Origin of the sequence: Paenibacillus sp. MER 99-2 (genome assembly GCF_023714095.1) — a bacterium.
Lineage (GTDB): Bacteria > Bacillota > Bacilli > Paenibacillales > Paenibacillaceae > Paenibacillus.
Map to the genome: position 1 here is coordinate 1 of NZ_JAMAUZ010000066.1, position 253 is coordinate 253.

The window sequence follows — 253 nt, forward strand, 5'->3', positions numbered from 1 at the left end:
AGCTAAAAAGGAATGTTCTAATTCGCATTTACTTTCGTTTCGATATCTAGTTTTCAAAGAACAAGCTCCATGCAAAAGCAAGCTGTTTGAGAGTTTGAGCTCTCAAAACTGAGCAACGAGTGAGTAAGTTTGCAGCGAAGCTGCATATTTGAATGTTTCCGCTACGGGAAACGATTCTCCATAGAAAGGAGGTGATCCAGCCGCACCTTCCGATACGGCTACCTTGTTACGACTTCACCCCAATCATCTATCC

Annotated in this window: 1 rRNA gene; it reads right to left on the reverse strand. The window is 43.1% G+C overall.

Features of this window, described 5'->3' with window-relative positions:
* Positions 1-184: 184 nt before the first annotated feature.
* Positions 185-253 (reverse strand): 16S ribosomal RNA (locus M3636_RS29355); the annotation flags it as partial.